Below are 22,489 nucleotides of genomic sequence, written 5' to 3' on the forward strand. Positions count from 1 at the left end.
CGAAGGGGAGCGTCATGAACAGATTCCTCGCGCAGTTATCGCCGGCCGTGCTCGCAATCGCCGTGAGCATGCATGCAACCGCGGATACAAACGCCAAGGCCGCGCCCACCGATACGGACCTCGTCAAGAGCGCCATGACCGCCGCGCCGGCCAAGGTGTCGCAGCACGCCACGATCGTCACGATGGATGACAGCGGCAAGATGCGTACGGTGCGCAAAGGAACGAACGGTTTCACCTGCATGCCGGACAACCCGGAAACGCCGGGACCCGATCCGATGTGCATGGATCAGAACGCGATGGAATGGGTGCACGCCTGGATCGCTCACACGACACCGACGCACGGCAAGGTCGGCTTCATGTACATGCTCTCTGGCGGCACCGACGCCAGCAACACCGATCCGTATGCGACCAAACCCAGCTCGGAGAATCACTGGGTAAAGACCGGCCCGCACGTAATGATCGTCGGCGCCGATTCGAGTTTCTACGACACCTACCCCAAAGGCGCCGATCCCGATACGGCCGTTCCATACATCATGTGGGCGGGAACGCCGTATCAGCACTTGATGGTGCCGGTGAAGTAGCCGCTCGCGTTACTCGCAGGACTGACGACAATCCCGCAGATCGTCCAGGCAGAGCTGGTCGGACTGGCGGGCATTGTCATCGCAATCCTGGCGACGTTGAGTGACGGTACCGCCGAGCACATCGACGCAGGCTTTGTATCTCATGGTCATGCGCGCCAGACAGGCTTCGCGGTTGAATGCGTTGTCACAGCGTGACTGCCCGAAGTAGGCACAACTCGTTGCGGCCGGATTCGTCGTCGTGATGCGTCCCGGGGTCGCACCGAACGCCACCGCTCGCATGCACTCCTGCTTGCCACGACGGCTCAGACTGCCGCACTCGCCATTGTCGCGTTCACATTGAGCGATACATTGTTTGCGTCGAGCGTCGATGCCGCCGCCAGCGGAAGATGATGGCGCACTCTCGGAGGGCGTCGCCTTCGCCACTCGCTGAGGCGCAGGAGACGACGCCGGTGCAGCCGGCAGCGGCGTCGCGCTGATCGCGTCGGCTGCCGATTGCACGGGCGCTTCGGTCGGTTTTTCAGGTTCCGGCTCGGGCGACGCTGCGGCGACCGATGCCGTTTCTTCGGGCGGCGGCTCGGCGGGCGTTGTTCCATCCGTCCCTGCGGCACCCGACGATTGCGTCGTTCCTGCGGCTGGCGCCGGCGTCGATTTGGCCGGCTGAGCGGTAGCGACCGTCTCCGGCTTTGGCGCGCGACCTTGATTGGTCACAATCACGAACGCACCAGCGGCGGCCGCCGCGAGCCCCGCGCCGATCAACAACAGACTGCCATAACGAAACTTCTTCGGCGGCGGCGCTTCGATCTCGGCCAGCAATTCGTTCAGCGACTGGAAACGATCTTCCGGCATCACCGCCATGGCACGCATCAGTGCGGCGGCATATCGCTTCGGCAAGTCACGACGGATATTCTCGATCGGCTGCACGGCGCCGGTCGGCAGCGTGCCCGCGAACAATTCATACAACACCACGCCGAGCGCATATTGATCGGTGCGCCAGTCGACTTCCTTCGAACCGATACGTTGCTCCGGCGACATGTAATACGCCGTGCCGAGCGCCATGCCCGTCTGCGTGAGCTGCGAATTGGCGAAGGCGCGCGCGATGCCGAAGTCCATCAGCTTGACCGTGCCGTCTTCCGCCAGCCAGATGTTTTCCGGCTTGATGTCACGATGCACGATGTAACGATGCGCATAGCGAAGCGCGTCGATCAGCTGGCGCGCGATGTCCGTGACTTCGGCGACGCTGAACACGCGATTGTTTTGACGATACTGCTCCATCCGCTGCCGAAGGGTGTGACCTTTCAGCCGCTCCATGGAGAAGTAATACAGCCCGCCGCTGATGCCTACGTCGTGCACGCGCACGATGTTCGGATGAGACAGACTGCAGGAAACTTTGGCCTCGGCCAGGAAACGATCCTTGGCGGCGATACTGAACTGCAAATCCTGACGCAGCACCTTGATCGCCACGTCTTCCTGTTTCAGACGATCGCGGGCGGCGTACACGTTGCCCATGCCGCCCTGACCGAGCAGATGACCGATCTCCAGGCGGTCGGCGATGACCGCGCCCGGCTCCATCCGAACAAACGTGTCGCCCGAGGGCGCGGGCGTCAGCGTCGTGGCCGAACGCATGGCCGTCGCGTTCGGGTCGGGATTCGTGTAACGGCCGGAGGCGGTGATGAACTCATACGCCTCGCTCAGCTCGGCGAGCTTGGCGCCTTGCGTATTGCGTTCGACATCGGTCTGCGCCGAGACCAGCCGCTCCTGCACGGCGGCCAGACGCTCGCCGTAGACCCTCGCCACGGTGGCGTGATCCTCGTTTCCCTGCAACCCCAGGCTTGCCAGCGCCGCTTCTTTGTTCATGGCCGGATTGTATGCCCGACCGGTCTTATCCGTGCCGACCCCGCCCTTAAGGGAGGGTCGCAGAGTGATCGAGTCCACATTCCAGTGGACGAAGCGCCCGGCGGATGCGGTAAATTGGCGGTTCGAAGCCCTTTTTCTTCAGTCGAGTGCAGTTCGTGCGATTCAGCCTGTTCGTGATCTCCGTTGTTTTCACCGGCACCGCCCTGGTTGCCGACGCGGCCCCCGCCGCCGATTTTCGCGTCCTGGATTTCGGCGCACCCTGCGACCGGATCGCCGCGCTCGAAGCCGCCCGCGGCTCCGCCTCGTTCGAAGGCAAACTGCCTTCAGGCTATCAGTTCGCCTTCCGGATTCAGGAGTTCGATCGTGACGGGCTGGCCGTCTATTCCTGCGACGGTGGCAAACTATTCCGCGGCGGCTACATCTTCGACGCCAAGGACGAAGCCGACGCCGCAGCCCTCTATGCGACGATCAAGAAACGCGTGACCCGCGAACGCGGCACCCCGTCCTATGACTTCGCCTCAGCGGCTCACCGCAAGAAAATGGGCGACGCCGGCGCCACGCTCTCCCGCGTCGACACCCTGGTCGCCTTCTGGAGCGGCCCCACCTCCGAAGCCCATGCCTCCGTCGCCGAGCCCTCCAAGGACCGCGGCTGGCGAGTGAGCCTGAGCTACACGGCGAATAGCCACGTCAAGGAATGAACCGATCGTGCAACGGCATCCCTCCGCTGCAGAGGTAGGGCCGGGACGGAGTCACTCCGACTCGAGCGCGGGGAAGAGGTGGAGCACATCATCGAGAAGAGCTTGCGCATCGGCTATGGTCGTTTCGACCTGAGCTTCTGACACGTCGATGATATCTCCGTAGTCGAAGTGGTTGCGCAGTCTGTGAATGTCATCGAGGCGACGCCATCGATTGGCTTCCCACTCGACGGTGTGCGCCAGGCACTGAAACACCATCGTTCGGTGCCCCTCCGAGCCTGCAAGGCGGTAGCCGGCGGCTTCGACGGACACCCGCGCAAGCCAGAATGCCGCGCCGTACGCTGCCGAAAAGCGCGTTGCGAGCGTATTGGTTTTTCGCCGTGCATCCACGAGAGCTTTGGACGGCCTGTCCGTCAGCCCTCGCAGCATGTCCCAATTGGGCTCAGCGGCGTGCAGCGCGGGTTTCGCTCCTTTTGTTAGATTGTCGAGGTTTGCCTTTCTTACCATCGCGTTCTTCCGCTGAGGTGAGCATCGCCAGTTTCGCCTCATCACCGAGCACGAACACTTTCGGGCCAGCCAGGACCGCGCGCATGGACGACTTCATCAATGAAGCGCGATCAGTTGACGAATCCCGGTCGAAATACAAGGTTTGCACCCTTCTGCCAAGGCGCTCTTCGATCGAGTAGATGCGCTCCGTTATAACAGAGTAGCCAACCGTGCCAATGACGAACAAATCGAGGTCGCTGTCTGCGCGTTCAGCTCCTTTGGCGACGGAACCGAAGATCAATGCAACATCAATCTTATCTTCCAACCCTTGCAAGGCATCGCGGATATATGTCGGTGCGCCGGAAACCTTCGCGATGAAATTCCTCAGCTCCGCGAATACCGGCGAGGAAGTTCCCGCGGAGAGGAATCGTTGATGACCTTCTCGTTGTTCGACGACGAGCCCGGCGGCGGTCAGGGTGGCAAGCTCGCGGGAGACCGCACCAGGCCCGGACTTCAGACGGCGCACCAGCTCATTGAACGACAACCGGCGATCCGGGTTCGTGTAAAGCTCTCGCAGCACAGCGGCGCGCGTCTTGCCGAAAAGGACCTCATCGAGCATGGTGCTCCCCACCTGGGATTGATCGCTCCCAATATAGGAGCGAAATTCCAGTCGTCAAGCGGATCGCTCCCTGACTGGGATCGATTACACCCAAATTGGGAGCGATGGAACAGCCCGAGGACTGCGCTGAGCTGGACGGACTCGACCGGCCACAAGACGACTGGCGGGAGAGAGGAAGTGGCGCGCCCGGAGAGATTCGAACTCCCGACCAACCGGTTCGAAGCCGGTTACTCTATCCAGCTGAGCTACGGGCGCAGAACGGGCATTGTAACGTGAGTCCGGGGCGCTGGCGATAGCCGCGCTGCGGCCGCTTACGACCGGCTCTGCCTGAGCATGTTACAAAACAGCGCGCCCTGCTCGATCGCGTCGTCGAGTGCGACGTGGGTGTGCGGCAGTTTGTCGAACCAGTGCTTCGGCATGTTCCTTTTGGTGGCCGCTCGAAACCCGGTTTTCAGCACCGCCATCGCGAACGACTTCATGTCCAGCGCCGAGTGACTGAAAGGACTCTCGCCGACGAACCTGATCAGGTACCAATACACGAACAGAAAATCGAACCCCGCCGGATACGCCACGAACACCGGCTTGCCGTCCAGCGATTTGATCCAGCTCACGTAGCGCGCCATCGCCTGCTCGGGCGACTCCAGGCCCTTGCGACAGGCCGCCCAGGCGTCGGGTTGCGTGGCCCACCACTCGGCCGTCTTCGGATGCGCCTGCGCGCCAGGCAGCGTTTCCAGATTCGCGGAGAAAGTGGCGACGAGCACTTTGTCGGCGGTGTAAGCGGCCGAGCCGATGCTGAGCATGGAGTGCGGGCCGGGAATCGGCCCGTCGGTTTCGACGTCGGTGCTGATGTAGATCTCGTTCATCGTCGCAGTTCACCAGAATCCCGCCACGCTTGTCACTCCCGTCGCCTTAAACCTTTTCAGCCACTGCCGCGTCCCACGCATATCGCACTCATTCGTGGACCGACGCCATGTTCGCAAAGGGCGCTCGCTGCCTGGGATTGCTGCTGGCCCTGCTCGCCGCTCGAGCGTTCGCCGTCGACATCGACGGCAAGCTCGGCGCCGACGAATGGCGTGAGGCCCGGCACATCACCGACTTCCGTAAGACCCTGCCGTTGAACGGCGAACCAGCATCGCTCGCCACCGAAGCCTGGATTCTGGCGACCCCGGACGGTCTGGCGGTGGCGTTTCGAAATTTCCAGCCGCCGTCCGTGCCCCGCGTCCAGCAACGCGTGCAGCGGGACTTCAAGGATCTGGTCGATCGTGTCGACTTGATGATCGATTTCGACGGCGATCACCGCACCGGTTACAACTTCAAAGTGAGCTCCACCGCGGGCGTGTATGACGCCATTCTCACTAACGAGACCGAGTTCAATCCGGACTGGGACGGCAACTGGCGCTACGCCGTCGGCAGCGACGATGAGAGCTGGACGGTGGAGCTGTTGATTCCCTGGCACATCGCACCGATGCGCGAGAACACCGGCGACGCGCGAACTATCGGCATCTATCTCGATCGCGTCGTCGCCAGCACCGGCGAGCGCGTCTCCTGGCCGCTGGCCGCGTGGGAACGTCCCCGTTTCCTGTCCGACTTCGCCCCCGTCGAGGTCGCCAGCTTCAAACAATCGTTGCTGGCCATCACGCCGTATGTTTCCAGCCGCTACGACGTGATCGACTCGGACAGCAAGTTCAACGGCGGCGCCGATCTGTTCTGGAAACCGAACGGTCAGCTGCAACTCAGCGCCACCGTGAATCCCGATTTCGGTCAGGTGGAGGCCGATGAGCTGGTGGTCAACTTCGACGCCACCGAAACTTTCATCAGCGACAAACGCCCGTTCTTCACCGAGAACCAGGGCATCTTCGAATTCACCACGCCCTCGGACTTCAGCCAACTGCTCTACACACGCCGAATCGGTGCGCCAGCCGACGACGGCCGAGGAGCAGCGGATATCACAGGCGCATTGAAATTGAACGGCAGCCTCGGCGCCACCAAATACGGCATCTTCGCGGCCGATGAAGCCCACGAGGCCGGCCGTACATTCGGCGCACTACGCCTGGTGCGTGACTTCGAGGATCAAAACCTCGGCTTGCTCGCGACCCGAGTCGAGCGGCCCTACCTGGATCGAACCGCCAGCGTGATCGGTGTCGATCACAATTGGCGACCGACAGCGCGCTGGAATGTCCGCACGCGCCTGATGGGCAGCGAGATCGAACAATCCGGCGACAGCACGACAGGCGACGGCGCCACGATCTGGGCCGACTACGAAATGGACCATGGCTGGCGACAGCAATGGATCGGCATGCATTTCAGTAATGATCTGCAGATCAACGACGCCGGTTACCTGTCACGCAACAGCACCAACTACGCGCACTGGCAACTGAACCGTCGCTTCACCAACCTGCCCGCCGGGTCGCGTTACATGTCCAAGGACTGGCGCTGGCGAATCAGCACCGACTACAACGATGCCGGCCAGCTGATGAATCATCAATTTCGTATCAGTCGCGAAAGCCGGTTGCGCGACGGCAGCTACGAGTACGGGCAGATCAACATCAACAGCGCCGGCGTCGATGACTTGCTGACCCGTGGCCATGGCGTGGTGAACGTGCCGCCCAACTTCAACAGCTATGTCGAGTTCGAACGGCCACGACAGGGCAACTGGGCCTGGCACCTGGAGCTGGAATTCAACAGCGGCGGCCTGGCGGGCAACGACGAGGTGGGTTACAGCGTCAATCTCGAGCCCACGTATTTCATCAGCGATGCGTTGAACGTATATCTCGGCCTGTACGCGAGCCGGACGCCCGACTGGCTGGTGTGGCAGCGGGACAATCTGATCGGCAGCTTCGAGGGCGAGGAATCTCATTTCAACGCCGGCTTCAACTGGATCATGACCAACCGGCACGAGCTGCGACTGAAACTGCAGGCCGTCGCCGTGAATGCCGATATCCGGCAAGGCTACCGAGTCGATCCGTCAGGCACTGCCCTGCCCACCGACGAAGTCGTCAACGACTTCAGCGTCCGCAACCTCGGACTGCAGATCCGCTACCGGTTCGAGATCGCCCCGCTGTCCTACTTGTATGTCGTGTACGGACGTGGCGGCTACGAAGAAGAGGCCGTGGGCGGCGATCGCGGCCGCCTCCTTCGCAACACATTCGACCTGCGCGACGACGATCAGCTGCTGGTCAAGCTCAGCTATCGGTTCGAATCGTGAACCCGACTAGTGAACCAGCGCCGTCAACGGCCACACGTACGCCTGACCGAGCACCAGCAAGCTCACCAGTAACGCCAACGCGATGCTGTGGAAGAACACGTAGCGCAGAATCTCGCTTTCGTGACCATACCAACGCGTCGCGGTGGATGCGACGACGATGCTTTGCGCGTCGATCATCTTGCCCATCACACCGCCCGAGCTGTTGGCCGCTGCCATCAACACCGGATTCAATCCGAGCTGTTCGGACGTGATTCTTTGCAAGCCGCCGAACAACACATTCGACGCCGTATCCGAACCGGTCAGAGCGACGCCAAGCCAGCCGAGCATGGTGCCGAACAACGGATACAGCCAGCCTGTCTGCGCGAACGCCAACCCCATCGTCGCGTCGGCGCCCGAATAGCGAGTGACATAGCCGAGCGCGAGCATGGCCGCAATCGTCAGCAGCGATAAGCGAACGACGACCAGCGTCTGGAAATATTCGCGCACGAACTCTCGCGGCGAGAACTTCATCAACCCGCTGCTGATGATCGAGGCGACCAGAATTCCCGTGCCGGTCATCGACAGCAAGTTGAAGTTGTAAACCGCGGCTTCGGCGGTGGGTTGGGCGACGACCGGCGGCACTTTCTGAACCAGCTCATGCAGCCCGCCGACGGGCAGCTTGAGAATGAACAACGAATCGAGCCAGGTTTTGACTTGGGGAATGCCCCACAGGAACACACACACGCTGAGCACGATCCAGGGCAACCAGGCTTTGAACACCTGCTCCGACGTATAGGTCGTCGCCGCCGGCTCGGTTGCCACGTTCTCTTCAGCCTGGCCGCGCGTCGTCGAGCGCCAGATCGTTTCCGGGCGCCACACACGCAGAAACAACGTCAACGCACCCATTGAGCAGAGCGCGGCGATGATATCGACCAGCCACGGCCCGTGAAAATTGGAAACGAGATATTGAGGAATGGCGAACGACACGCCGGCGACCAGGATCGCCGGCCACACTTGCAGCATGCCGCGCCATCCCGCGAACGCGCAGATCAACCAGAACGGTACGATCACGGAGAAGAACGGCAACTGTCGCCCCACCATGCCACTCAGTTCGTGCAAGTCGAGTCCGGTCACGCTGGCGAGCGCAATGACTGGCGTACCCAACGCGCCGAACGCGACCGGCGCAGTATTCGCGATCAACGACAATCCCGACGCTGCCAGTGGTGAGAAGCCCAGACCGATCAGCATCGCGCCGGTCACTGCCACCGGCGTGCCGAATCCCGCCGCTCCTTCGAAGAACGCGCCAAAGCCAAACGCGATCAGCAGCAGCTGCAACCGTCGATCGGGAGTGATGCCGGCGATGCTGTCCTGAAGAATCCGGAACTGCCCGCGCTGCTCGGTGAGTCGATACAAAAATATGACATTCAGGATGATCCAGCCGATGGGCATGAGACCGTAGGCCGCGCCGAATGCCGCCGCCCGGGTCGCCATGCCGGTGGGCATCCCGAACGCGAGAATGGCGATGGCCAGCGAACTGGCAATGCCGAGCAAGGCGGCCACATGCGCCTTCATCTTCAGCAAACCGATGCAACCCAGCAGCACCACGACCGGCACGGCCGCCATGAACGTGGACACGATGGCGTTGTTGAATGGATCGTACCCTTGTGCCCACATGATCCAGTCCCCTTCCGTTATTGAATGCTCCGCCGCCGGAAGATCTCGAGCCCCGCGATCCACGCCGCTACCCAGGCGGCACCGAACGCGTAACCCCCAAGCACGTCACTGAAGTAATGGACCTGCAACACCACCCTGCTGAACCCCACGCACACGATCAGCAGCATCGCGATCGCAGCCACGGGCAAGTGAAATCTCGGCTTCGAATGAATCACGATCAAATAAGCGAGCAGCCCGTACACGATAAACGAACCTGAGGAATGACCGCTCGGAAAGCTCCAGCCGCTCACCGACGCAAAGCCATGCAGATGTTCCGGTCTAGAGCGTTCGAAGATTGCTTTCAACCCTACATTCGCCAGCGCACCGCCCGCCGTAGCGACGATCCAGGCGGCGGCCAGATACCAGCGGCGGCGGAACAGCATGAACGAGGCGATGACGATTCCCAGGGGCAGGAGAAAGTCTTTGTCGCCCAGATCGGTAACGGCCGCGAAGATACGCAGCTGCGCTTCGGTCGCGTGCCAACTCAGCGCCTCGGTCAGCGCGACATCGAAGCGGCCGAGATCGTCCTCTACCCCGATATCCTCCGCGATCTCGACGAAACCGACGCAGGCCACGACCGCAACCGCCAGACTCACCAGCACCTGAATGCCCAGCCCGCTCGCGATCTGCCAGAGACTTTGCACGGCGCCGGGGATCGGCAGGCGCCTGGCATGGGGACGAACCCGATCGATCACTCCCTGCGCCAGCGCGACCAGGCGACCCCCATACCGCTGCAGGGCATGCCAGAGCAATCCCGCGACCACCAGCATGCCGAGCGTGATGACGAACACTACGGCCCAGAGATGGAAGGCCAGGAACTCTGCAAATTTTTCAGTTGTCATGCACCAGCAACGCCGTCCCGCGTGCTGATCATCCTAGGCCCTTCGCTGGGGCCGCATCAAATTTACGGTCAGGGGATCTGCAGCGTCGCCCGATAATCCTGCAGGTCGCGCTCACAATGCACGCGCTCCGCTTCGAGCTGCTGGATTTCCGATTTGAGCTGGCCGATGCGCTCGCCGAGATGTTTCACATCCACCACGGCCTGTGCACGTTCTTCTTTGGCCGCATCACTGCTGATCGCCCGGGCCGACCGAGTGACGATGTCGGACTCAGCGTCGTGCAACTCGCTGCGCGCCGAGTCGAGGCGATAGGAGACATTCGAGAGTCGCGACTCGAGCGTATAGAGCTGATGGCCGTCCTGAAAGGCATCGGCAAACGCCGGATCGAGATCGGCCGGACAGATGCCGCTGTAGCTGCCGCCCCGCGAGCCCAACCTGAAACCGTTGGACGGTGTGCAGAACTCCCGCAGACCTTCCGCGCGGCCTTCTTGATAAGCGGTGAGATCGGGCGTCACGCCATGTTTCGCACACGCTTTGCGATGCTCCCCGATGCGATCGGCGGAGTGGCCTGCGACGCCATCCTCGAAACCGATGGTCCGCCAGTCCACCGTCAGGCATTCCTCGCGATCCATGGTCGCGCAGCCGCTGATAGCGACCAGGAGGACCGCGACACTGGCTCGCGCAAAGGACGGGTAGTTCGGCGTTCGCATGCAGGTCAAGCCGTCGGGAGAGGCCAAGACCCTAAACTACCGGGGCCGAGGCGATGGCTACGTGAGCTGTGTCACAATCGCCGGCTCATGACCCAGATCGCCTCGGGCCAGGACCGGCCCGAGGCGTTGTGAAACATTCAGCCAGGAATTTCCGGCTCGACCAGCTTGGCCAGTTGCTCCAGCGATTCCTGCCAGCCGAGGTAGCAACCGTCCTCGGGGATCACATCGGGAATACCTTCCTGCACGATGTCGATCGCCACACCGCACGACACCGGTGTGATGACGATGGTCGTCGGCATCTCGCCCGGCAGGTTCGCATCGTCGAAGGTGCTGACGTAACGGATCTTCTGATTCGGCACCAGCTCCGTGTACTTGCCACCGAACGAATGCGCGTTGCCGCTGGTGAAGTTGGTGAACGACGCCTTGTACGTGCCACCCACCTTGGCCTCCAGATGATCCACCTTGCAGGTGAAGCCATAGGGCGGCAGCCATTTCGCGAAGGCCTGGGGATCGAGAAACGCGCGATAGACGCGCTCGGGCTTGGTACGAAGGACGCGATGCAGTCGGACGGTGCCTGGCATGGTTCTCTCCTACGGATTGGTGGGGGTTCGAGCCAAGGACGACCCGATGCGGCCGGTGCCGACATGACCCCGGCAATTATTTGCAGGCACGCAGGGTGCGGTAACTCAGAGGTGAACGCGCCCCGCCACCAGCACGCCCGGCATGAAATCGCATCCCGTATCGCAATCCTTCTTCACATACAGCTGCAAATTCGAATTCGTCTGCAGAATATTCTTCAACAGCTCCCGATACACGCTGCGCTCGCTCGCCTCACTCTCCGAATGCCAGCGCGCATGAATCGTGTAGTAGACGTTCATCAGCTCCGGATCGCCGTTGACATGCGACGCCGGATAGGCCAACGCAATCAAATTTCGTAAAGAGACGTTGTCGAGCGTGAGCTGGCCGGCCGGGTCGAACCTGGCGTCGTGCCACCAGCCCGGATGGGTCGGCGTCAGCGTGATGGCCTCGAACGTGATCTGCCCGCCATCGGATGACTGACGCGCCGCGCCGCTCGCAACGCCTGCCAGCACCGGGCCGTAACAAAGCGCCATCGCCGTCATCAGCAGCAACAGGGCGCGCGGCTGGTCCATGGGTGACGCGCGCTCCGGACTCAGGATCGACGTCATCCGTTGCTTCAAGTCGCCACCGCTCGACGCAGCGACACCGGCGAATCGCGCCGTTACACCCAACCGGCAAACGTGCAGCAGCGACTCGGCGTAAACCACTTGCTCATGCCCGTCCTCGATGACGGACTCATCGCAAGCCGCCTCACGCTCGCGAAGCATGTTCGCACCGATCCACCACACCAGCGGATGGAACCAGAAGATCACTTCGATGAGCTTGTGAATGGCAGCGGTGAGATTGTCACGGCGACGGATGTGACACATTTCATGCGCGAGCACCGCCTGTATCTGCGATGCGCTCAGCTCATGCATGACGGCATGCGGCAATATCAGCACGGGCTTGAACACACCGAACACGCCGGGCGTCAGTCCGGCCGAAGTCACACGGACCGGCACGGGAAAATCCATGGGCAGACCCGGCGCCGACGCGAGCATCGAGTGCATGGCCCGCCATTGCGACCACCACCGCCACAACAGGAACGCCGAGCCCGACACCCAGATCGTCACCGCACCGGCCGCCACGATCGACAACACCGAATGATCCAACCCCCCACCGCCGATGGCGGGAACAAAGATGGCGCTGCCGGTCTCAAATATCGTCGACGCCAGCGTGATCGGTGCGGGCAGGGAGCGCCCGAGATAGTCGCCCAGCTGTTGTAACAAGCTGAACGGCACCAGGAACTTCAACGAGGCGCAGAACCAGATCCAGTAGCGGATCTCGGCCGCATTGCGCCGGCAGATTCGCGTCAACGCCCAGGCCGCGACCAGTACCACAGTCGACTGCCACAGGTGCAACGCGAGCCCGGTCATGCGTTCTCGTCCTTCTTGCCGAGCCCCTTCAGGATTTTCTCGGCCTCCTTGATATCGCCCATGGTCAGCTTGCCCGACTCGATGAGGTGCGCCATCACCGGCTGCGCCCGGCCGCCGAACAGGCCGAGCAATTCATCGATCAGGCGGCGCTCGGCCGCTGCGCGCGTGATGGTGGCCTCGAAGATATGCGCGTTACTGATTTTCTTGGCGCGCCTGAGCATTTCCTTCGCTTCCAGCCGGTACACCATGGTCTGCACCGTGGTGTAAGCGGGCCGGCCCCGCTTGGGAAAGGCATCGTGGATCTCACGGATGGAGCAGACGCCGTTGGTCCACAGCGTTTCCATGATGGTCAATTCCAGCTTGCTGAGTTTCTGCGAAGGCATTCCGGACCTCGGACGATCGACGTGGTCGAGCCTACGCCTGTTGTAGTAGGTGCCGCAAGTCGCTTGCACGCATCTACTACAACTGTCATAGTTACTACGACTTCCGTGGTTAACATTACGAGGCAGACCCATGGCCAGCGCCACCCAAGATGTTCCCAGCCAGTTCGACATGCTCGGCTTTCTGCACGAGGCGGGCGGACTCTCCTACGCCATCCTGATCGTGCTGGTGGCGATGTCGCTGGCCTGCTGGTTCATCACCCTCACCCGGATCTGGGACCAGCGAAAGATCAACAAGGAATATGCGGAGGCGCGCAAGAAATTCTGGACGTCGGGCAATCTGCACGACGGCATCGCCGCGCTCGGCGGCCGTGAGAATGTGTTTCGCATGCTGGCCGAGGACGGCATTCGCGCCAAGCAATATCACCAGGGTCATCTGACCGCGGAGATGCCGCTCAGCGACTGGCTGGCGATTGCTTTGCAACGCTCGATGGAAAGTGTCACTGCACGATTGCAGATGGGCCTGGCCATCCTGGCCACGACGGGATCGGTCTCCCCTTTCATCGGCCTGCTCGGCACGGTGTGGGGCATCTTGAACGCACTGACTCGAATCTCCCTGTCCGGCCAGCCCAGCCTGGATCAGATCGCCGGCCCGATCGGCGAGGCGCTGGTCATGACCGCCATCGGTCTGTTCGTCGCCGTGCCCGCCGTCATGGGCTACAACTGGCTGATCCGACGTAACAAGGCCATCCAGGAACAGATGCGACTGTTCACCGCCGATCTTCACTCCTGCCTCGTCGGCGGCGCGCGCTTCGACACCTCCACGCCCGTGACCCGGACCACCGCGCCTCGCGCAACGTCGATCGCGAAGACCGCTTGACCCGTCCACACGGCTGTCACATTGCTGACATATGCTGGTCGGATGAAACGAACTGCATCGAAACCCGCGCTGCTCGCGCTTCTCATCGCATCCACTCTGACCGGCGCCGTGAGCCTGGCGGATCCGTTACATAAGTACGGGAACGAAGGCGCGTGGTGTCATGTCGATAGCGGCTGGATGTTCCCGGAGAACGTGGGGAATTTTGCGCGGGTTTTGCAGCCGTACAGTATTGACGGCAACAGTGATGCAGCGGGCGCCGAGTATCGGCAGGAGTCGGGGCCGTTGCAGGGCGCGATCGAAGTCGATGTCTATGGCATCGACTCGATGGCGACCGATGCGAAGCTCGATGGAGCAAAGGCGACGGCGGCCCACAAAGTGGGCGAAGGCGCGCAGATTGAATCGGAGCAGCCGTTCAAACTTGGCGCCGCGAAAGACCTGAAGGGCGTGAAGGTCAACTATGCGGCCGGCGCCAACGCGTCGGGACGGACCCATCTCTATTACTTCACGACGGATCGCTGGCACGTGAAAGTGCTGGCGACCGTCACAGGCACGAGCAAGGAGAGCGACGAGGCGCTCGATGCGTTCGTGCAAGCGTTGCCGTGGAATACACTGGGCACGAACCCGGGCATTCACTGAGATTCCAGATGCGTCCTGCTGTCATCGTCGCAGCGCTGGGCATGGCCGCCGTCCTCGGCGGGCTGGTTTATCTCCAGTCGGCTCGACAGTCGTCCAATGCGGCTGCATCGGCCGCGCAGACGTCTCGAGAGAGCTCAGCGGCTGCGGCCGAAACACCCACGTCCAGCGCAGCAGCGGCGTCAACGAACAATATCGCCGCCATCGAAGCCGCAACGGCCGCGCAGAACGGTGGCGACGCAATCGCCGCGAGCAAAGCATCGAGACCCGACACCGTCGAGCAATGGATCAAGGACACGCGAGACAGCGATCCGAAGATCCGAGCCGCGGCGATCACCAAGCTCGCCAACGCACCGAAGGCGCAAGCGTTACCGGCGTTGAAGAACGTGCTCGAAACCGGCGAACCGGACGTCGATCGTCACATCGCGCTCAATTCACTGCACACCCTCGCTTTGCGCGATGGCGACAAGAACGGCCAGGTGCGCGACGTCATGCGCAGCGCGATTTATCACAGCGATAACGACGGGGTCATGCAGACCGCGCAGTCGCTGCTCGACGATGTCGAAGCAGCGCTGTCGGAACCGCCACCGAAATAAGAAGGTCGCCGCCAGCGCCCGACGCATCGTATCCGACGCGATCTGCTGAGACATTGGCAGCTCGCAGCAGGTGTCCGCCGCACCGAGTGCGGCTGGATCGTCAAAATCTGGCGGTCAACGTCACGCGCACCGTGCGCGGCTCCACCGGGTGAAAGTGGATGTCTTCCACCGGCGCACTTTCGTTGGCGAGCTGCGACTCGTAGAAATAAGTGATGTCGTTGTCCTTGCTGTCCAACACGTTGTAGACAGCCGCGCTGACCTTGTAGCGTTTCCAGAACCGATAACCCGCCTCCAGATTCACGAGCGTCGTCGAATCCGACCGCACGCGATCGTCTTCGATCAGCGGCGCGGAGCCAAAGTGACGGAAGCGCGCCCCACCGAACCAGCCGCTCGGATGATCGATCGCAAGCCCCACTGACGCGACATTCTCCACCGCACCCGGAATGCGATCGCCCGCGGGATCGTAATCGGTGAACCGCGCTCGCGACCACGCCAGATCCGCATCGACGATCAACCAGCTCAGCGGATTCCAGATCACCGCCGCCTCGACACCGCGACGTTCGCTCGCTCGACTCGCTTCTGTCGTGCCCGCATCACCAACGAACAGCAACTCCGAATCGAGCTTCAGACTCCACAGTGACACGCTGAACTGCGTGTTCGGCACCAGCGCTGTACGCATGCCGACATCCAGCCCCGTCGCACCGACGAGCGCATCGACCTTATCCGCCGGCGTCACGCCATCGCTCGGATCGACCTTGATCGTCGTGCCGCGTGCGTCGTTGCTGTGAAAACCCCGGCCGGCGTTGAAGAAGAACTCCGTCTTGCTCCACGGACCGAGCACCAGCGAGAACTTCGGACTGGCGATGGAATCGCTCGCCGTTCCCGAATTCTCGGCGAGCCCTGCATCCACATCGAACTCGAACCGATCGGCGCGCAATCCGACCGTCGTGCGCATGCGATCGTTCCAACGCGTATCCAGGCTGCCGTACACGCCGTAGCTGGTTTGCCGAACGGCATCTTCGCGAGTCGTCTCGAAGCGTCGACCGGCGATCGTGCGATACAACCCAACCTTCTCGATATCGTCGTGCCGGACCTGCACGCCGGTCTGCACCTTCTGCGACAGACCGAATGCATCGAAGCCCTTGGTCCACGACCAATCGCCACCGTAGACGCGACGCTGATCGACCTGTTCGAACTGATCGCCGTTCTCGGGATCGGTGAAGTAGGAGAAATTCGAGATCAGATCCAGGTCGTAATCGACCGCATACACCAATGCCTTGGACTGCCCACCCGCGAGTGCCGTCGTCCAATCCGCCGCCAGGCTGTAACGATGCGAATCGCCGCGATCCGTCGGATCCACCGCACCGAAGCGATCGATCAATCCGGCTTCCACCGCGCGCAACGGAATCTGATCCGTCGAACGCCACTCGCCTTCATACCCTTGCGCGGTGATGCTGAAAGAGCCCGCCTCGGTATCGTGGCTGTAGCGAACCAAACCGTTGCGCTTGCGATAGTTCTCTTCGAGCTGCCACGGGCCATCGATCAGCGCGTAGTCCAATCCGACCAGCAACTCACCGCCGCCCACGCCCGTGGAACCAGCGATCAAACCGCGCGTGTAATTGTCCTGCCCCGCTTCGAGCACGACCATCGGCGCCTCGAGCGAGCGGCGATAACGCATGTCCACGGCGCCAGCGGCCGAGAAGTTGCCCGTCTCCGCGTAGTAGGTTCCTTTGCGATACTCGATCGACTGCATCAGCTCCGGGATGACGAAGTTGATGTCCGTGTAGCCCTGGCCGTGACCATGCGTGGGCATGTTGACCGGCACCCCGTCCACGCTGGTCGCAAGATCGGTGCCGTGATCCAGATTGAACCCGCGCAGGAAATATTGATTCGCCTTACCGTCGCCGCTGTGCTGAGTCACGATCAACCCAGGCACGACCTCGAGCAGCTCGCCCGCGCGCAACACCGGCCTCATGGCGAGCTGCTCGGCACCGACGACGCCCTGGCTCGCCGATACAGGCGTGCCCTGCAAGCGATCCAGGCCGCCGGTGACGACGACCTCTTCGAGCACCGTCGTCGGCACACCGCCGGCCCACGCCGAGCTCATCGCGATAAAAGAGGCGGCGCACAGGGCGCCGCCGGTCTGGCGAATCATGCTGATCATCCCCAACTGATGCAATGACTCAGGCTGTCACGATGCCGACGATACGATCGATCGACCAATAAGCCGCGATACCACCAATCGCGTAGAGCGCCGGCGTGCGCGCCATGACGAACTGCGGCTTCGATGCCAGGAGGCGGTACACCCCATAGCAGAGACCGACCACCAGCAGCTGACCGACCTCCACGCCCACATTGAATGTGAGCAAGGCGACGAACATGTTGTTCTTCGGCAGGCCGATGTCCGCCAGCGCCCCCGCGAAGCCCAGGCCGTGCACCAGGCCGAACAGGAACGCGACCAGTGCCGGCCAGCGCCGCGACAATGTCTGTTCCTTATGCAGCGCCTCACCGGCCACCAGCATGATGGACAGCGCGATGGTCGCTTCCACCGGCGGCGGACGCAACGTCAGCAAGCCGAGCGAGCTCAGCGCCAGGGTCAAGCTGTGCGCGAGCGTGAACGCGCTGATGGTGAACACCAGTCGTTTGTTGAATCCGACCAGGAACAGCAGCGACAGCACGAACAGCAGATGATCGAATCCGCTCAGGATGTGCTCGACGCCCAGAGTCACATAGGCCCACGCGATCTCACCCGAGCCACGCTTGTCTTCGGCCGAACCGTACAAATTCACTTCGGGCTGACGCGTGGTGATCGTAAACACCTGCTTCTGGCCGTCGAGCCAGTAGATCTTCACGATGGCGGCCGAATAAGCATCGCCCACGCCGTTGACGCGGAGCTTGCCGAACAGGCCTTTCTCGCCGCAACGGAGCATGTTCATCTCCGCCGTACATGCCTCGGGCCACACGGGCGCGAGCACTACGGAAGGCGCCTTGTCGCTGCTGGCGGTCCATTGCCACAGGAATTCGCCCGGCGACGTCTCGCGCACTTCCATCTCCGCCATGCTCAGCTCATGGGCGAAGACGGCGCTCGACACCAGCGCCAGGAACGCGAGGAGCAACAGATGCAGCTTGCGCATCACTGCTTCACTCCATCGATCACGATGGTGTACTTCTTGGCCAGAGCAGCGACGGCGGCGCTACGCTGCTCGGACATCACAGCGTCGGTCCAATCGCCAGTGACCACGCCACGCAGCTTCTCGAAGTCGGCGGGCTGCAGAGGGACGACGGATTCGAGCCGCATCGCTCGCCAGCCGCTCTTGGTCTGCAACGCGCGCCACTCACCCGGCCGCGAGCTTTCCAGCGCCGTGGCGAACTCCTCGCCATAGCTCTTGACGATATTGTCGTGCGGACGATCTTTGAAGACGCGCAGCCCGGCCTGCACCTCCGGCGTGGCGCCGGTATTCAGTGCATTCACGAACGAACGGATGGTGGCTTCGGAGGACGAGCCTGCGATCACGGCTTCCTCGAAATTGAAGCGCTGGGGAATGTCATAGCGGGCGCGGTTCTTCTCGAACCACTCGCGCAGCACCTGGTCGTCGAAGTCGGGACGTTTGGTATTGCTGTCCACCATGCTCAGTGCCTTGAAGATCACGCGCTCGCGAATGGTCTTGTCGCCCCTGTCCAGGCCCAGCGCCAGACCCTCGCGATACAACACCTCGTTGTCGAGCCACACCTGGCGCAGCGCCCGGAGCTCATCGGCATCGGGCTTGTGACCCCGCGCGGACTCGAATACCTGCTGTGCTTCGGCATCGACTTCGGCATCGAGCACGATGAGGTTCGGATCGTCGGCCTGACCGGCGATCAGCGAATCGACGCCGAACAGCACGGCGCCGATCAGAATGAAATGCAGCAGCGGTTCTCTCAACCACTGTACGCGCCGAGCCTGGTCCTTGGATGCAGCGGCAGTCGAAGAGATCTCTGAGCTCGACAAGACGGATGACATATGTAATCGCTCTTTGTCCAAAAACAGCCGATCGGACTCCTGTCGCGACGGCTGTGCTACGAGAAAAAAAGCGTGGTTTTTTTCTCTCCGCTCGCCACCTGCGGCGGCGAGGTACATCCCTGTACCTTCAAACAAATGAACGCCGCGCGTTGCCGCGCGGCGTTCGGATGGCTCCTCGATAACGGAAGGGTTACTTCACGTTAGCGACGATCGTGCCGTTCTTCACTTCGATGAAGATCGGGTTGCTGTAGAACCACAGATCCGACCAGGCGGCCACGTCATAGCTGACGTACTGCTGGCCGGTGACGGCCGGGAAGCGCGCCAGGTGAGCCGGGCAGCCGTCGATGCTGGTGCCGGTGTAGACCGTGTTGGCCGGAATCTGCGTGGTCATCTGCGTCGTGCAGGGGATGCGCAACTTCGACGCATCGCTCGCATTCGTGTAGATGTCCGCCAGCGGGTTGCCGTCCGCATCGGTCTCGTAAGGCACGGAGGCCGGCAGGTTGGAGCCGCGCAGACGCAGGTACTGCGTGGCCTTCACGCCGGAGAGACGGAAGGAAGCCACCTTGTAATCGCCATCCGTCGTCCAGGTGCCGTTGCCGAACGTCTTGACCACGCCGGCCGAGGTGTTCTTCGCACCCGCGGGCACCGTGTTCATGTCCGGATTGTCGACCCAGTTGTCCGGCCACTGACCCGAGTAGTTCGCCAGGCTCGGCTTGATCATGCCGGTCACCAGGCCGCTGATCACGTCGAAGTGATCGAGCTCGGGCTTGTTGAGCGGCTGAGTCTTGCTGATCTGGAGCAGCGAGGGGTTCGGGAAGGTGTACGGCGAGTAGTTGGTGCCGGACGGATCGCGAACCACGACGGTCACGAGCACGTCGTCGTTGTTGTTGATCTTGAGCTTCTCGCCCATGACCGCGCAGTTGGCATTGATGTTCACTTCAGTGCCGTTCTTCGCCGCCTGCAGAGCGATCGCTTCCAGCTCGGCCGCGCCTGCGTCGCCCTTGAAGCGATTGTCGGAGCAGGCCACGAACGCCAGACGATCGATCAGCTGACCGGACGCCGCGAAGCTGTTGCCGCTGCGCAGACCGTCCACGATCTCCTGCGGATTCGCCGGGCCGCCCTTGTCGCGGCTGGTCTTGCGGACCATCACGTAATCGCGCTGATATTCGCCGGGATAGAAGTCCTGAGTCGAACGGCGATCGTCGGCAGAGAAGCTGCCGCGGTTGTGCCAGTCGGAGCTGGCGAAGAACCACCAGTTGCGACCTTCACCCAGCAGCGCGTCCCACACGCCGCCGACCTGGCCGGCATACACGCCGGTGCCGCCCCACGTCGTGCCGCCGACGCTGTCGACGCGCACGCCACCGATGCTGTTACGGTCCGGGCTGTACTCGCCACGGTTGTCGGAAGCGCCGTGACCCGGCTGGCTCTCGAAACCGAACGCAACCTTCGGCGCCGCGTTGTTGAAGTTACGCAGGTGCTCGATGTTGAAGCCGTTGTTGCCGTCCGGGTTGAACGGTCCAGCGCGCTCGAGATGCGCCGGGACGTAGTAGCTGGTGTACGGGTGGTAGCTGGCCATCCACTTCAGCGCGTCGACCGTCTTGTTGTGGCCGCGCACGCCGCTGCCCACGCCGCCGGCGGGGAACAGCTTGGCAGCATTCGCCTTCCAATCCGGGTTGGTGGAATAGTCGATGCCGGGCACCGAGCAATCCCAGTTGTTGGCGCCACCGCGGCTGTTGTCGGTGTCACCGCGATCGAAGCAGTACGACCACTGAGCGAGCGCGTTGGCATCGCCGACCGGCACGTAGCTGCCCGGGCCCACGACGCCGTTCTTGCCGACCACCTGGCCGCTGACGACGGACATCGAGGTGTGCTCGTGACCGGCGACGACCGATTCCATGCCGACGAACACCGGCAGGCCCTTCTGACCGCTCAGGTACTCGGCGACCGGGTACTGCAGTTCCTGCAGCGACTGCCAACGCCACATGCTCGGGCTGGCCTGCGAAGACAGTGGAGTGCTCGAGCTGCCGTCGGAAGAGCCGGTGTTGCCCTTCACGGCGGCGGCGCCGATGCTGTTCGCCCAAGTGGTGGTCGGGCCGCGACCTTCGACGAACGGATACGGCTCGCTGCTCAGCGACGCATCTTCGACGAGCGTGCAATTGCGATTGCCGTTGCCGCCGTGACCGGCCTGCACGAACCAATCCAGACCCCACGGGGTGTCCTGGGTGTCCGTCACCTTCTTGATCAGCTTCTGCATCGAGATGGAGCCGTCGGAGCAGGTGGTGTGATTGTGGAAGTCGCCGGTGGCGTACACGCCTTCGGCACGCGGGCCGACTTCAACCGCGGGTTTGCCGGAGTCCTTGGCTAACGCTGGGGCCATCGTGGCCGCACTGAGTACCGCCGCGACCGCTGTCGCGATCTGGGTCCGGGTGATTGCAACTCTCATTTGTTTCGCAGCTCCCTTCAAGCTATCGGGTGTGTTGTGAGAAGGACCCGCAGCGTAGAAGGGCGATATGACTACATTGTGAACGCTAGATGATGCTTGGACCCGAGCCGAGAACTGCGTCTTCGCGACTGTCACGATGCCGTAGCAATCGGGCTCCTACAATAGAAGGTTGCGCAGTCGCGCGAGTTCACCGAAGCAGTCTGTGGAAATGGCCGGTACGCCCGAAGTTTTCAGTCTTTTTCCCACGCCGGTCATGAAGATACCGGGCGCGCTGCCACGTCAGCTGGTCGATGGACTGGTCGCTCACTTCAGCGCGCACGCCCGCACTCTAAATAATTCTTCAGCCAATCTTTCGCACACCTCGATGCTGAAGCCCTCCGACAGCCCGCTGCTGATTACCGCGGCCACGGTGATAACGCCGCTGCTCGCCGAGTTTGGTGCGCTGCTATTCGGCGAGCGCCTGCCGTGGTCGCTGAAAGAGATGTGGGTGAACCTGCTCGACACCGGCGGCCGGCAGTCGATGCACAACCACGCCAACTCGTTTATCTCCGGCGTCGCCTACCTGACGCCGACCCATCCGGATTCCCGCACCGTGTTCATGAAGTCGCCGGGCGGCACGGAGTTCTCCTTCAAGAACGATCATGAAGGCGTGGTCACCGGCCCGTTCAACGCCGAGAAATGGATCAGTCCTCAGCCGGACCCGGGCGACATCGTGCTGTTTCCCAGCTACATCATGCACGCCGTGCCCCCCAACCCGGGCGAGCGCCGGATCACGCTGGCGTTCAACGCGATTCCGGCCCAGCTGGATTCGTGGGGATACAAGATCGGGTTCAGCGGCTGAGCCGACCCGATTCCAGCAACTATCGAATTCGACACGTTGCC

The 22,489-nt window shown here is 62.3% G+C and carries 21 protein-coding genes and 1 tRNA gene; 7 read left to right on the plus strand and 15 right to left on the minus strand.

Going from position 1 to position 22,489, the window contains the following annotated elements; all coding sequences use genetic code 11:
- Nucleotides 1-68 precede the first annotated feature (68 nt).
- Complete coding sequence (locus EKO19_RS07730) at nt 69-581, plus strand: hypothetical protein (RefSeq protein WP_407676641.1); 513 nt, start codon at nt 69-71, stop codon at nt 579-581.
- A 9-nt stretch (nt 582-590) separates the two neighbouring features.
- Here the strand turns inward: EKO19_RS07730 and EKO19_RS07735 are convergent, their stop codons facing one another.
- The gene (locus EKO19_RS07735) at nt 591-2,435 is read right to left on the minus strand and encodes a serine/threonine-protein kinase (RefSeq protein ID WP_129775754.1); all 1,845 of its coding nucleotides are present in this window, start codon (nt 2,433-2,435) and stop codon (nt 591-593) included.
- Between the two features lie 155 nt (nt 2,436-2,590).
- On the opposite strand from EKO19_RS07735, the gene EKO19_RS07740 reads away from it, so the two are divergent.
- Complete coding sequence (locus EKO19_RS07740; RefSeq protein ID WP_129775755.1) at nt 2,591-3,133, plus strand: hypothetical protein; 543 nt, start codon at nt 2,591-2,593, stop codon at nt 3,131-3,133.
- A gap of 51 nt (nt 3,134-3,184) precedes the next feature.
- Here the strand turns inward: EKO19_RS07740 and EKO19_RS07745 are convergent, their stop codons facing one another.
- From EKO19_RS07745 to EKO19_RS07760, 4 genes are all read right to left on the minus strand, one after another.
- On the minus strand, nt 3,185-3,637 hold the full coding sequence (locus EKO19_RS07745; protein ID WP_129775756.1) for a hypothetical protein: 453 nt from the start codon (nt 3,635-3,637) through the stop codon (nt 3,185-3,187).
- On the minus strand, nt 3,573-4,235 hold the full coding sequence (locus tag EKO19_RS07750) for a MarR family transcriptional regulator (RefSeq protein WP_129775757.1): 663 nt from the start codon (nt 4,233-4,235) through the stop codon (nt 3,573-3,575). The genes EKO19_RS07745 and EKO19_RS07750 overlap by 65 nt, the downstream gene beginning before the upstream one ends.
- A 178-nt stretch (nt 4,236-4,413) precedes the next feature.
- Nucleotides 4,414-4,490: transfer RNA gene (locus tag EKO19_RS07755), tRNA-Arg, on the minus strand.
- 56 nt (nt 4,491-4,546) lie between these two features.
- Nucleotides 4,547-5,098, minus strand: coding sequence for a 3'-5' exonuclease family protein (locus EKO19_RS07760; RefSeq protein ID WP_129775758.1), 552 nt, complete (start codon nt 5,096-5,098; stop codon nt 4,547-4,549).
- A 107-nt stretch (nt 5,099-5,205) separates the two neighbouring features.
- Here EKO19_RS07760 and EKO19_RS07765 point away from each other — a divergent pair, with 107 nt between their 5' ends.
- Nucleotides 5,206-7,440, plus strand: a complete 2,235-nt coding sequence (locus tag EKO19_RS07765; protein WP_129775759.1) for a DUF5916 domain-containing protein — start codon at nt 5,206-5,208, stop codon at nt 7,438-7,440.
- A gap of 6 nt (nt 7,441-7,446) precedes the next feature.
- On the opposite strand, the gene EKO19_RS07770 is transcribed toward EKO19_RS07765, so the two are convergent.
- From EKO19_RS07770 to EKO19_RS07795, 6 genes are all read right to left on the minus strand, one after another.
- On the minus strand, nt 7,447-9,096 hold the full coding sequence (locus EKO19_RS07770) for an L-lactate permease (RefSeq protein ID WP_217705214.1): 1,650 nt from the start codon (nt 9,094-9,096) through the stop codon (nt 7,447-7,449).
- 14 nt (nt 9,097-9,110) lie between these two features.
- Nucleotides 9,111-9,974 (minus strand): phosphatase PAP2 family protein, encoded by an 864-nt coding sequence (locus EKO19_RS07775; RefSeq protein ID WP_129775761.1) that lies wholly within the window; start codon nt 9,972-9,974, stop codon nt 9,111-9,113.
- 68 nt (nt 9,975-10,042) lie between these two features.
- On the minus strand, nt 10,043-10,681 hold the full coding sequence (locus tag EKO19_RS07780; protein WP_129775762.1) for a DUF2799 domain-containing protein: 639 nt from the start codon (nt 10,679-10,681) through the stop codon (nt 10,043-10,045).
- Between the two features lie 137 nt (nt 10,682-10,818).
- Nucleotides 10,819-11,262 carry an SRPBCC family protein gene (locus EKO19_RS07785; RefSeq protein WP_129775763.1) on the minus strand — a complete coding sequence of 148 codons (444 nt, stop codon included), beginning with the start codon at nt 11,260-11,262 and terminating at the stop codon, nt 10,819-10,821.
- A gap of 105 nt (nt 11,263-11,367) precedes the next feature.
- Entirely contained in the window at nt 11,368-12,675 is a 1,308-nt protein-coding gene (locus EKO19_RS07790) for a M56 family metallopeptidase (protein WP_129775764.1), read from the minus strand.
- Complete coding sequence (locus EKO19_RS07795; protein WP_129775765.1) at nt 12,672-13,058, minus strand: BlaI/MecI/CopY family transcriptional regulator; 387 nt, start codon at nt 13,056-13,058, stop codon at nt 12,672-12,674. The genes EKO19_RS07790 and EKO19_RS07795 overlap by 4 nt, the downstream gene beginning before the upstream one ends.
- Nucleotides 13,059-13,188: 130 nt before the next feature.
- Between EKO19_RS07795 and EKO19_RS07800 the strand changes: the two genes are divergently transcribed.
- Genes EKO19_RS07800 through EKO19_RS07810 form a run of 3 tightly spaced genes read left to right on the plus strand, consistent with a single transcriptional unit; the run spans nt 13,189 to nt 15,164 of the window.
- Complete coding sequence (locus EKO19_RS07800; RefSeq protein ID WP_217705171.1) at nt 13,189-13,935, plus strand: MotA/TolQ/ExbB proton channel family protein; 747 nt, start codon at nt 13,189-13,191, stop codon at nt 13,933-13,935.
- A gap of 42 nt (nt 13,936-13,977) precedes the next feature.
- Complete coding sequence (locus tag EKO19_RS07805) at nt 13,978-14,571, plus strand: hypothetical protein (RefSeq protein WP_129775766.1); 594 nt, start codon at nt 13,978-13,980, stop codon at nt 14,569-14,571.
- 8 nt (nt 14,572-14,579) lie between these two features.
- Nucleotides 14,580-15,164 (plus strand): HEAT repeat domain-containing protein, encoded by a 585-nt coding sequence (locus EKO19_RS07810; protein WP_129775767.1) that lies wholly within the window; start codon nt 14,580-14,582, stop codon nt 15,162-15,164.
- A gap of 100 nt (nt 15,165-15,264) precedes the next feature.
- Here EKO19_RS07810 and EKO19_RS07815 read toward each other — a convergent pair whose 3' ends face one another.
- The 4 genes from EKO19_RS07815 to EKO19_RS07830 form a co-directional block, all read right to left on the minus strand.
- Nucleotides 15,265-17,319 carry a TonB-dependent receptor gene (locus EKO19_RS07815; RefSeq protein WP_217705172.1) on the minus strand — a complete coding sequence of 685 codons (2,055 nt, stop codon included), beginning with the start codon at nt 17,317-17,319 and terminating at the stop codon, nt 15,265-15,267.
- Between the two features lie 28 nt (nt 17,320-17,347).
- Complete coding sequence (locus EKO19_RS07820; RefSeq protein ID WP_129776042.1) at nt 17,348-18,298, minus strand: HupE/UreJ family protein; 951 nt, start codon at nt 18,296-18,298, stop codon at nt 17,348-17,350.
- Complete coding sequence (locus tag EKO19_RS07825) at nt 18,298-19,164, minus strand: peptidyl-prolyl cis-trans isomerase (RefSeq protein WP_129775768.1); 867 nt, start codon at nt 19,162-19,164, stop codon at nt 18,298-18,300. Before EKO19_RS07825 ends, EKO19_RS07820 begins: the two co-directional genes overlap by 1 nt.
- Nucleotides 19,165-19,354: 190 nt before the next feature.
- On the minus strand, nt 19,355-21,607 hold the full coding sequence (locus EKO19_RS07830) for a hypothetical protein (protein WP_129775769.1): 2,253 nt from the start codon (nt 21,605-21,607) through the stop codon (nt 19,355-19,357).
- Nucleotides 21,608-21,815: 208 nt separating this feature from the next.
- On the opposite strand from EKO19_RS07830, the gene EKO19_RS07835 reads away from it, so the two are divergent.
- Nucleotides 21,816-22,448 carry a putative 2OG-Fe(II) oxygenase gene (locus tag EKO19_RS07835; protein WP_129775770.1) on the plus strand — a complete coding sequence of 211 codons (633 nt, stop codon included), beginning with the start codon at nt 21,816-21,818 and terminating at the stop codon, nt 22,446-22,448.
- Nucleotides 22,449-22,489: the final 41 nt, after the last annotated feature.

It is taken from the genome of Peristeroidobacter soli (assembly GCF_004138485.1).
GTDB classification, from domain to species: Bacteria; Pseudomonadota; Gammaproteobacteria; order Steroidobacterales; family Steroidobacteraceae; genus Steroidobacter; species Steroidobacter soli.

Excerpts from the sequence above, each read along its gene's own strand:
- EKO19_RS07730 (WP_407676641.1), top strand. The coding sequence starts at position 69 with ATGCATGCAACCGCGGATACAAACGCCAAGGCCGCGCCCACCGATACG.
- EKO19_RS07735 (WP_129775754.1), bottom strand. The coding sequence starts at position 2,435 with ATGAACAAAGAAGCGGCGCTGGCAAGCCTGGGGTTGCAGGGAAACGAG.
- EKO19_RS07745 (WP_129775756.1), bottom strand. The coding sequence starts at position 3,637 with ATGGTAAGAAAGGCAAACCTCGACAATCTAACAAAAGGAGCGAAACCC.
- EKO19_RS07750 (WP_129775757.1), bottom strand. The coding sequence starts at position 4,235 with ATGCTCGATGAGGTCCTTTTCGGCAAGACGCGCGCCGCTGTGCTGCGA.
- EKO19_RS07760 (WP_129775758.1), bottom strand. The coding sequence starts at position 5,098 with ATGAACGAGATCTACATCAGCACCGACGTCGAAACCGACGGGCCGATT.
- EKO19_RS07765 (WP_129775759.1), top strand. The coding sequence starts at position 5,206 with ATGTTCGCAAAGGGCGCTCGCTGCCTGGGATTGCTGCTGGCCCTGCTC.
- EKO19_RS07775 (WP_129775761.1), bottom strand. The coding sequence starts at position 9,974 with ATGACAACTGAAAAATTTGCAGAGTTCCTGGCCTTCCATCTCTGGGCC.
- EKO19_RS07780 (WP_129775762.1), bottom strand. The coding sequence starts at position 10,681 with ATGCGAACGCCGAACTACCCGTCCTTTGCGCGAGCCAGTGTCGCGGTC.
- EKO19_RS07785 (WP_129775763.1), bottom strand. The coding sequence starts at position 11,262 with ATGCCAGGCACCGTCCGACTGCATCGCGTCCTTCGTACCAAGCCCGAG.
- EKO19_RS07790 (WP_129775764.1), bottom strand. The coding sequence starts at position 12,675 with ATGACCGGGCTCGCGTTGCACCTGTGGCAGTCGACTGTGGTACTGGTC.
- EKO19_RS07795 (WP_129775765.1), bottom strand. The coding sequence starts at position 13,058 with ATGCCTTCGCAGAAACTCAGCAAGCTGGAATTGACCATCATGGAAACG.
- EKO19_RS07800 (WP_217705171.1), top strand. The coding sequence starts at position 13,189 with ATGGCCAGCGCCACCCAAGATGTTCCCAGCCAGTTCGACATGCTCGGC.
- EKO19_RS07805 (WP_129775766.1), top strand. The coding sequence starts at position 13,978 with ATGAAACGAACTGCATCGAAACCCGCGCTGCTCGCGCTTCTCATCGCA.
- EKO19_RS07810 (WP_129775767.1), top strand. The coding sequence starts at position 14,580 with ATGCGTCCTGCTGTCATCGTCGCAGCGCTGGGCATGGCCGCCGTCCTC.
- EKO19_RS07815 (WP_217705172.1), bottom strand. The coding sequence starts at position 17,319 with ATGATTCGCCAGACCGGCGGCGCCCTGTGCGCCGCCTCTTTTATCGCG.
- EKO19_RS07820 (WP_129776042.1), bottom strand. The coding sequence starts at position 18,298 with ATGCGCAAGCTGCATCTGTTGCTCCTCGCGTTCCTGGCGCTGGTGTCG.
- EKO19_RS07825 (WP_129775768.1), bottom strand. The coding sequence starts at position 19,164 with ATGTCATCCGTCTTGTCGAGCTCAGAGATCTCTTCGACTGCCGCTGCA.
- EKO19_RS07830 (WP_129775769.1), bottom strand. The coding sequence starts at position 21,607 with ATGAGAGTTGCAATCACCCGGACCCAGATCGCGACAGCGGTCGCGGCG.
- EKO19_RS07835 (WP_129775770.1), top strand. The coding sequence starts at position 21,816 with ATGGCCGGTACGCCCGAAGTTTTCAGTCTTTTTCCCACGCCGGTCATG.